Origin of the sequence: Hypericibacter sp. (genome assembly GCF_050729195.1) — a bacterium.
Classification (GTDB): Bacteria; Pseudomonadota; Alphaproteobacteria; order Dongiales; family Dongiaceae; genus Hypericibacter.
Map to the genome: position 1 here is coordinate 1 of NZ_JBOHKS010000284.1, position 8,354 is coordinate 8,354.

Below are 8,354 nucleotides of genomic sequence, written 5' to 3' on the forward strand. Positions count from 1 at the left end.
GAATTACCCCTAATTTTCCTCAGGAGAGCATCAAAAGATGATTGAGGCTAAGTGCTTGCCACACCATCAAACAGATGCCAATTCTTTGGTGATGTATCGACCGCAAGGCCTTTCTCCTATTTTACCATTATTTGGAAGTCACCATGAGTAATCCGACATACCGCGAAGCAGTACTCGGATTGGCAGAGAAGCTTTGCGACAACGCTGTACGCATGATCATGGAAGTGGAATTGAAAGTGGAAGCACACGGTGCAGCCGATTACAAAATGGTTGCGTGTGCGTTGTGTGGGCGATCACTCGCTAATTTTAAAGGCGTCCGGTTGATGGTGGAGGAGGGGCTTATCATCGAGGCACGCACGCTAGTGCGCGCGTGCTATGAGAACATGTTCTTCATAGCAAAGCTGACGTCAGATGGTCCGGCATTCGTTGACAAGATGCTGGAAGATGAGATAGCCAGCAGGCTCAAGCGCGCCAAATTTGTGCTCGCCACGTCGGAGCTTTTGGAAGGGCTTTTGGAGGAGACGCGGAAGAATTTGCGGGAATACAGCGAGAAGGCTAAGACGAATTTTCCGAAGGCCAAGGTACTGAGCCCGAAGTCGGTGTCCGAGGACGGGCCGCTTTCGCAAGCATATTTAGTCTATAGCCAGTTGTCTGCGGAGGCGGCTCATCCCTCCTTTTCATCGCTCACGCGACACTTTTCCCGAATTGAGGAGAACGGCAAAGAGATTCGCGTCTTCGATATCCAACCGGTGCCTAGGGATACGGACCTTGATAGGACGCTGTACCTTGGGTGTACGGCGCTGCTGGGCGTGTTGGTTGGTACAAGCCAAATACTAGGCGACACGCTGGCTGGAAAGGAGCTCTGGGGCCTTCTTGACGAGTATACGGCGCTAGGGAAGACAAGGGTGGCTGCGGAATAAGAGCGAACGGGATTTCTTAACGGACAACTTCCAATGATTCTCAGTAGCTGTGCAAGACGGCGATAGCGGACCACAATCGGCCGTGATACTGGCCTCGCAGCAGTTTCCATCGATCACAAACGAGGACTGCCGAGCATATCGATAGCTCGGCCAAGGACCGGAGCCAGGACTCATGCCACTCCTCCCTGATTTTGAGCTCGAGACCTATTTCTCCCGCTGGGAGTTCAAGGCCCGCTACCACCTGACGGCGTCGGACGCGCAGAGCCTGACCCTGCGCGAGCTGCTGGCGATGGCCGATCCGGCCGAGGTGGAGGCGTTCGACCGGCTGTGGCTCGGCTATACCGAGACCTTCGGCGCGCCCGATCTGCGCGCGGCGATCGCGGGCACCTATGAGGCCCGGGCGCCGCAGGACATCCTCTGCTTCGCCGGCGCGGAGGAGGGGATCTATATCGCCAATCACGCGCTGATGGATCCTGGCGACCACGCCATCGTCGTGACGCCCAACTACCAGGCCGCGGAGACCGTGCCGCTGTCGATCGGGACGGCGACCGGCGTGCCGCTCGATCCGGATCGCGACTGGAGCCTGGATCTCGGTCGCGTCGAGGCGGCGATCCAGCCGAACACCAGGCTCGTCTCGATCAATTTCCCGCACAACCCGACCGGCAAGATCCTCGAGCGCGACGTGCTGGAGGAGCTGGTGGCGCTCTGCCGCCGCCATGGGCTGTGGCTCTTCAGCGACGAGGTCTACCGGCTGCTCGGGCCCGACCCGGCGCGGCACCTGCCGCCGGTCGCCGATCTCTACGAGCGCGGCCTGTCGCTCAATGTCATGTCGAAGGCCTATGGCCTGTCGGGCCTGCGGATCGGCTGGATCGCCTGCGCCGATCGCGCGCTGCTCACCCGCATGGAGCGGATGAAGCATTACCTCTCGATCTGCAATTCGGCCCCGAGCGAGCGGCTGGCGCTGATCGCGCTCAAGGCCCGCGAGCGCATCCTCGCCCGCAACAATGCGCGGGTGCGGGAGAACCTGGTGCTGCTCGACCGCTTCTTCGCCGAGTTTCCCGAGCTGTTCGAATGGCGCCGGCCGGACGGCGGCTGTGTCGGCTATCCGCGCTATATCGGCCCCGGCACGGTCGACGATTTCGCGACCGATCTCGTCGAGCAGGCGGGCGTGCTGCTGCTGCCGTCGCGCATCTATCGATCGGCGCTGGGACCGACGCCGACGGACCGCTTCCGTATCGGCTTCGGGCGCGCCAACCTCGCGGAAGGGCTCGCCGCCTTCCGCGGACATCTGCGCCGCAACCAGCGCTGAGCCGGCCGCGCCAAGTCCCCGCCGCATGGCGCGGCCGTCGCCACCGCCGTCGCCATCGGCTCCTGGGATAGGGGATGGCTATCTAAACACCGTATCTCTTGATCGCCGCCGCGCTCACCGGCGTGAAGAAATTGATCAGGTTCCCGTCCGGGTCGCGAAACAGCAAGGAACGGTTTCCCCAGGGCTGGGTCGTCGGAAGCTGAGCAAACTCGCCGATCACGCCCTTCAGTTTCTCGTATTCCTTGTCGACATCAGCAACGCGGAACTCGAGGATCGCGCTGTGATTGTCGGCGGGGCGGGCCGCCCCGGCCCCGAACAGCGCCATGGTGCGCTTGCTGGCGATCGCCAGGGTGCAGGACGGCGTCTTCAGCTCGGCAAAGTCGTCCGTGTACCAGGTCGCCGGCTGGCCGCTGATCTCCTCGTAAAATCGAACCAGGCGCTTGATGTTGTCGGTGATGATTCGCGTCGACACGAAATCCATGGTCTTCCCTTCCGGTCTGGGCGCCCGCGGATGAGGGCGTTGCCGGGCTTGTAGCCGAGGCCTGCTGACAGCATGCTGGCAGCAGGGAGACCGCCATGCGCCGCGCCGACCGGTTGTTTCAGATCATCCAGATCCTGCGGCGCTCGACCCGGCCGGTCACCGCCAGCGGGCTCGCCGGCGAGCTGGAGGTCTCGAAACGCTCCGTTTACCGCGATATCGCCGATCTGATGGGGCAGCGGGTGCCGATCCGGGGCGAGGCGGGGCTGGGCTATGTCCTCGACCGCGCCTTCGACATGCCGCCGCTGATGCTCACGCCGGACGAGATCGAAGCCGCGGTGCTGGGCGAGCAATGGGTCGCCGAGCGCGGGGACCCCGTGCTGGCCGGCGCGGCGCGCGACCTGATCGCCAAGATCGCCACTGCCGTGCCGGAACGCCTGCGCCCCTTCATCGCCGAGCCCAGCATCGGCGCGCCGCCCGGCAAGGCGGTGGCCCCGGACGGGCTGGATATCGCCAGGACCCGCGCCTGGATCCGCAGCGGGCGCAAGATCCGGATCCGCTATCGGAACCGGGAGGCGCAGGAGAGCGAGCGCATCCTCTGGCCGGTGATCATCGGCTATGCCGAGACCGTACGCCTGCTGGCGGCCTGGTGCGAGCTGCGCCGGGACTTCCGGCATTTCCGGACGGATCGCATCACCGCCGCCGAATTCCTCGACGAGACCCATGGCGCCCGCCCCGGCGAGCTCAGGACCCGCTGGAAGCGCCATATGGAGAAAGAGCGCGGCTTGCGCATCTCATAACCGGGGACCCTGCGAAAACCTGGCGGTGCGCGGACGGGACCGCATCGGCGAGCCGGTGTAAGAGGGCGCTGGTCGGCGCCCGGAGACAGCAATCCTGCAACAGACGGAGAATCGTCGCGGGGAAATGATCGGGCCTCACGCCGACCGGAAGCCGTTTCGAGCCTGACCCCAGGAGTCCTCACCATGTCCCTCCCGCCCGTGGCGTCCCCCGCCGTCCGCGACGATCGCGTCCCGCGCCCGGCCGCTTCGGAGGCGACGATCGCCGTGCAGCATGTGCGGATCGAGGCGGCCTCGGATATCGAGACCGTCAAGGCCGCCCTCGAATCCCTCGTCCCCCCTGTGGACCCGGCCGTGGCCGCTTCTCTGCGCGCGGGCGACCGGGACCGTGTGGCCTGGCAGGAGACCCATGGCGCCAAATTGTCGATCTTCGTGGTCCGGGATCACGGCAGCTTCCTGGCGGTCGCGGGCCGGGCGCGCAAGGCTTACCAGTATGAGATCGGCAACCCGATCACGGCGTCGCGGATGACGCGGCATGATATCCGGGCCGGCCTCTACGCGCCCTTGCGTGTCATGCTCTATGAGGACGACTGGGGCCGAGCGGTATTCGAGTATGACCAGCCGTCTTCGCTCTTCGGTCAGTTCGGCGATGACCGGGTCACGGCCGTCGCGCGCGAGCTGGACGACGAGCTGAAGGCTGTCCTGCTCCGGGCGGCGGCGTGATGGTTCGGGCAGAATTTGTTACTTGGCTTGCGAGCCGCCGCCCTTCGCGGCGCCGTGCCTGGGCCGGCGCACGGCCCTGATCTTGCCGCTGGCGCCGCCGCCGCAATAGAACCGGTCGCCGCCATCGGCCTCGAGCCCCGACACGCTGGCGCCGGCCGGCATCTCGAGCGTCTCCAGCACCTCGCCGGTCTTCGGATCGACCCGCCGCAGCTCGCTCTGCTCGGCTTCCCAGGTGGCGTGCCAGAGCTCGCCGTTGCTCCAGGTGACGCCGGTCACGAAGCGGTTGGATTCGATGGTGCGGAGGATCTTGCCGGTCTCGGGATCGATCTGATGGATCTTCCGGTTGCGATGCTGTCCCACCCAGAGCGTGCCTTCGGCCCAGGTCATGCCGGCGCCGCCGCCGTCGGGCGTCGGGATCGAGGCGAGCACGCGGCCGGTCTCCGGATCGATCTTGTGAATGCGGTTCTCGGCGATCTGGTAGAGATGCCGGCCGTCATAGGCCGTTCCCGCATGCGCGGCGACATCGATCGAGCGCGAGATCGTCCCGCTCGCCGGATCGAGGGCCTTCATGTCGGGGCCGGCCCCGAACCAGACCTGCTTGCCGTCATAGGAGACGCCATTCACGCGCTCCACGCCCGGGAAGGGCCCATATTCACGGATGATTTCGGCGGCTGCTTTTTTCATGGGCACTATCCTAATCGCCCGGCAGGGGCGGGGGGAGTAACAAAGCCGTCGCGAATCCCGGCAGCGGCGGGGTCATCCAGCGGCGTGCGCGGCCGCGGCCCAAGGGCTGGATCTTGCCGGCGGCCGCCAGCGCGTCGAGGGCGCGCTGCACGCTGCGCTGGCTCGCCCCCAGTGCCAGCGCCAGGGCCGAGCTCGACCAGGATTCCCCGTCGGCGAGGAAGGCGAGCACGGCGGTATGGGGCTCTTCGACGGTCCGCGCCAGCAGCATGACCTCGCTCCCGCGGCGCGGCGCCAGCAGGAACCCCTGCTTGGTCGCGTTGACCCCGGCGAGCCCCCGCAGGCTGGCGCGCAGCCGCCCGATCTCGACCCGCAACCTTGCGCGATGCGAGTCATCGGCCTGCTTCGCGCCGAAAGCCTGCGCCACGAGACGGTCCCGCGAGACGTCGCCGGGCCAGGCCTCGGCCAGCGCGCGGGCGAGCTTGAACAGGACCGGCCGCGTCGTGAGCGAAACCAGTCTGTGCGGGTCGCGCACGACATGGCGGCAGGCATCGACGACGAGCGCGTTCGTCGCGAGCAGCGCCTCGACCGCCTCGAGCCGGACGGGACGCGCCTCGCCCCGCGCGATCAGGCGCGCCACGGGCGCGTCCAGCAGCAGCGAGGCGCTCTCGACCTCCGCCGTCAGCCCCGGGATGCCGGCCTGGCGCGCGGCGCGATCGGCCCGGGTCAGCGCCGCGTGCGCCGCCTTGGCCTGAAGACGCCGCATCGCGATCCCCGCCATCACCAGCTCGTGGGAGGCGCGCAAGGCGGGCGGGAAGGGCGTGGGGTCGAGCCCGGCGAGCCTGCGCTCGGCCTCGTCGAGGCGCCCGATCAGGAGCAGGCGCCGCACGTCGAGATAGCGCGCATGGGCGGCATTCGCGAGGTCGCCATGCTCTTCGAGCGTCGCCCGCGCCGCGTCCAGCGCCTTGGCGGGCCAGCCCAGGTCGCGCGCGGCCAGCGCGATCTCGGCCTCGGCGACGACGCAGCGCGCACGGGCCACGGCCTCTTTCGGACCGAAGCTGCGCGCCGCATAGCGCAGCAGGAATTTCGCGCGATCGAAATCGCCGAGCTGCGCCATCGCGATGCCGCGAAGGGCCAGCGCCGGCGCGTCGTCGCGCAAGGCGATGCGGTCGAGCGCGCCGAGCGGATCACCCGCCGCGAGTGCGCGCGCCGCCGCCGTGATCAGCGAGTCCATCCGACTCCTGCCACACTTGTCACTCCCATCCTTCGATCGCCGGACCTAGTCTATCGCATGACCGCCGGGAGCGGTCGCCTTGCTCTGCCGGCGCTGTCGCTCTCTTCCTGTCATTGCCGGGCTTGACCCGGCAATCCAGTCTTCGCCGGTCCTGGATCGCCGGATCAAGTCCGGCGATGACAAGAAAAAGGCCATGACAGGGAAAAGGCGACAGAAAAAAGAACCATCCCGCCCACCGTCGCAACCCTGGAGGAGACCGATGCAAGAAGCCCTCGTCGTCCGCCGCGAGACGCATATCCCGGCGCCGCCCGCCGCGGTGTTCGCCCTCCTGATCGATCCGGAGAAGATCCTGCGCTGGATGGGAACGGAGGCGCAGATGGAGCCGCAGCCCGGCGGGCTCTATCTCGTCAATGTCACCGGGGCCCGCTTCGCCCGCGGCTCCTTCCGCGAGGTGGTGCCGGTGCATCGCCTGGCCTACAGCTTCGGCTGGGACGGCAGCGAGGCGGTGCCGCCGGGGTCGAGCCTGGTCGAGATCGACCTGATCGAGCAGCCGGACGGAACGCTGCTGCGCCTGACCCACAGCGGTCTGCCCAGTGCCGAGCAATGCGCCGGCCATGAGAAAGGCTGGGCCCATTACCTCGGCCGGCTGGCCGAGGTTGCCGCCGGGCGCGACCCGGGCCCGGATCCCTTTCACGGCCGCACGGGTTAGGAGTGACGGCGTTCGTTCTTTTTCTTTCTCTCTGAGGGAGTCGCGATCACTCTTTCGTCATCTCCGCGAAAGCGGGATCCATGAACATCCATCGAGCAGGATTGGGCGGCGGCCCGGGCTCATAGATGCGGGCCTAAAGCCGGCATGACGAAGAAAACACTCCCGGGACCTTCGTCGGAGAGGGGAAGAGCAGCGGCAGCATCATGCCCGGCCTGCCCGCCGTCACGGCGCGGGTGACAGGCCCGGGGCCCTCGCCGCATGATCGCGGCATGGATCTGCCGGCACCCCTCGCCTGGCTGGTGGACGAGGCCGGCGCCTCGCCCGGCCCCGACCGCTTCCTGGCCGAGCTCGGCGGCCGGCTGCGGGCCGACGGCCTGCCGCTGGCCGGCGGCGCCCTGATGCTCGCGGTGCCGCATCCGATCATCGCCCGCCGCACCTGGCTGTGGCGAGCGGAGACCGGGGCGGTGATCGAGGCGCTGGGCTTTGCCGGCGGTCCGCTCGACCAGGCCGGGCGCGACTGGCTGGCCGGGCTGGGTCCGGTGCAGGAGGACGCCGTTGGCCCAGCGGACAGTCCGGTGCTGGGCTGGGCTGGCATCCGGCCGTTCAGTCCCGCCGAGGCCGGCCGGCTGCGCCAGGCCGCGCGCTTCGCCGCAGCACCCCTGGCCGCCCTGGCCGCGCGGGCGGCGCTGGCAGCCCTGCTCGAGGCCTATCTCGGCCGGCGCAGTGCCGCCCGGGTGCAGGCCGGCGCGCTGCGCCGCGGCACCGGAGAGACCATCCGCGCCGCGCTGCTCTATGCCGACCTGCGCGGCTTCACCGCCCTGTCCGAAGCGACGGAGCCCGCGGCGATGATCGCCGCCCTCGACGCCTGGTTCGATCGCGTCGCTGGGGCGGTGCATGCCTTCGGGGGCGAGGTGTTGAAGTTCATCGGCGACGGCGTGCTGGCGATCTTCCCGGTCACCGGCGCGCCGGCCGAGGCCTGCGATGCTGCCCTGCGTGCGGTCTCCGCCGCCCGCGCCGGCATGGTCCATCTCGATGCGGTGCGGCAGGCGCAGGGGCTGCCGCCGCTGCCCTTCGGCGCGGCGCTGCATCTCGGCGAGATGCTGTGGGGCAATATCGGCGCGGCCGACCGGCTGGATTTCACCGCCATCGGCCCCGCGGTCAATCTGGTCAGCCGGCTGGAGGGGCTGTGCCGGCCGCTCGACCGGCCGGTGTTGATCTCGGGCGCGCTCGCCGCCGAGACCGCCATGCCGCTGGTGCCGCTGGGCGAACATGCGCTGCGCGGCATCGCGGCGCCCTGCGCCGTCTTCACCTTGCCGGACGCCTGAGCGGCTGGAGCAAGATCGGATCGGCTTGAATCAAGCCGATCCGTGAATCTTGCTTTGATTCAAATCAGTGTCGCTGAAGGGGCGCGGACCACGGCGGCGGCGCGCCGCGCTGCGCCATCGCGCCGCCGCCGTGATCGGGGAGCCCAATCGAATCCCGCCACACTTGTCACTCCCACCC

9 protein-coding genes are annotated in these 8,354 nt (G+C 68.0%); 6 read left to right on the forward strand and 3 right to left on the reverse strand.

The window, feature by feature from the left end:
* Window positions 1–143 precede the first annotated feature (143 nt).
* Together ACREE8_RS23380 and ACREE8_RS23385 are read left to right on the forward strand one after the other, a co-directional pair.
* Window positions 144–920 (forward strand): DUF5677 domain-containing protein, encoded by a 777-nt coding sequence (locus ACREE8_RS23380; protein ID WP_431575427.1) that lies wholly within the window; start codon window positions 144–146, stop codon window positions 918–920.
* A 172-nt stretch (window positions 921–1,092) separates the two neighbouring features.
* Window positions 1,093–2,229, forward strand: coding sequence for an aminotransferase class I/II-fold pyridoxal phosphate-dependent enzyme (locus ACREE8_RS23385; RefSeq protein ID WP_431575428.1), 1,137 nt, complete (start codon window positions 1,093–1,095; stop codon window positions 2,227–2,229).
* A gap of 82 nt (window positions 2,230–2,311) precedes the next feature.
* Here the strand turns inward: ACREE8_RS23385 and ACREE8_RS23390 are convergent, their stop codons facing one another.
* Window positions 2,312–2,710: a VOC family protein gene (locus tag ACREE8_RS23390; RefSeq protein WP_431575429.1), complete on the reverse strand. Its 399-nt coding sequence runs from the start codon at window positions 2,708–2,710 to the stop codon at window positions 2,312–2,314.
* 95 nt (window positions 2,711–2,805) lie between these two features.
* Here ACREE8_RS23390 and ACREE8_RS23395 point away from each other — a divergent pair, with 95 nt between their 5' ends.
* Both ACREE8_RS23395 and ACREE8_RS23400 read left to right on the forward strand, forming a co-directional pair.
* Complete coding sequence (locus ACREE8_RS23395) at window positions 2,806–3,507, forward strand: helix-turn-helix transcriptional regulator (RefSeq protein WP_431575430.1); 702 nt, start codon at window positions 2,806–2,808, stop codon at window positions 3,505–3,507.
* Between the two features lie 183 nt (window positions 3,508–3,690).
* Complete coding sequence (locus ACREE8_RS23400) at window positions 3,691–4,227, forward strand: DUF302 domain-containing protein (protein ID WP_431575431.1); 537 nt, start codon at window positions 3,691–3,693, stop codon at window positions 4,225–4,227.
* Between the two features lie 18 nt (window positions 4,228–4,245).
* Here ACREE8_RS23400 and ACREE8_RS23405 read toward each other — a convergent pair whose 3' ends face one another.
* Window positions 4,246–4,911: a Vgb family protein gene (locus tag ACREE8_RS23405; RefSeq protein WP_431575432.1), complete on the reverse strand. Its 666-nt coding sequence runs from the start codon at window positions 4,909–4,911 to the stop codon at window positions 4,246–4,248.
* A gap of 10 nt (window positions 4,912–4,921) precedes the next feature.
* Window positions 4,922–6,142, reverse strand: coding sequence for a hypothetical protein (locus ACREE8_RS23410; protein ID WP_431575433.1), 1,221 nt, complete (start codon window positions 6,140–6,142; stop codon window positions 4,922–4,924).
* A 259-nt stretch (window positions 6,143–6,401) separates the two neighbouring features.
* On the opposite strand from ACREE8_RS23410, the gene ACREE8_RS23415 reads away from it, so the two are divergent.
* Entirely contained in the window at window positions 6,402–6,851 is a 450-nt protein-coding gene (locus ACREE8_RS23415; protein WP_431575434.1) for an SRPBCC family protein, read from the forward strand.
* A gap of 203 nt (window positions 6,852–7,054) precedes the next feature.
* Window positions 7,055–8,176 carry an adenylate/guanylate cyclase domain-containing protein gene (locus ACREE8_RS23420; RefSeq protein ID WP_431575435.1) on the forward strand — a complete coding sequence of 374 codons (1,122 nt, stop codon included), beginning with the start codon at window positions 7,055–7,057 and terminating at the stop codon, window positions 8,174–8,176.
* Window positions 8,177–8,354: the final 178 nt, after the last annotated feature.

Bases quoted from the DNA above. Each gene is read 5' to 3' on its own strand.
- ACREE8_RS23380 (WP_431575427.1), top strand. From the start codon at position 144: ATGAGTAATCCGACATACCGCGAAGCAGTACTCGGATTGGCAGAGAAG.
- ACREE8_RS23395 (WP_431575430.1), top strand. From the start codon at position 2,806: ATGCGCCGCGCCGACCGGTTGTTTCAGATCATCCAGATCCTGCGGCGC.
- ACREE8_RS23410 (WP_431575433.1), bottom strand. From the start codon at position 6,142: ATGGACTCGCTGATCACGGCGGCGGCGCGCGCACTCGCGGCGGGTGAT.
- ACREE8_RS23390 (WP_431575429.1), bottom strand. From the start codon at position 2,710: ATGGATTTCGTGTCGACGCGAATCATCACCGACAACATCAAGCGCCTG.
- ACREE8_RS23385 (WP_431575428.1), top strand. From the start codon at position 1,093: ATGCCACTCCTCCCTGATTTTGAGCTCGAGACCTATTTCTCCCGCTGG.
- ACREE8_RS23400 (WP_431575431.1), top strand. From the start codon at position 3,691: ATGTCCCTCCCGCCCGTGGCGTCCCCCGCCGTCCGCGACGATCGCGTC.
- ACREE8_RS23420 (WP_431575435.1), top strand. From the start codon at position 7,055: ATGCCCGGCCTGCCCGCCGTCACGGCGCGGGTGACAGGCCCGGGGCCC.
- ACREE8_RS23405 (WP_431575432.1), bottom strand. From the start codon at position 4,911: ATGAAAAAAGCAGCCGCCGAAATCATCCGTGAATATGGGCCCTTCCCG.
- ACREE8_RS23415 (WP_431575434.1), top strand. From the start codon at position 6,402: ATGCAAGAAGCCCTCGTCGTCCGCCGCGAGACGCATATCCCGGCGCCG.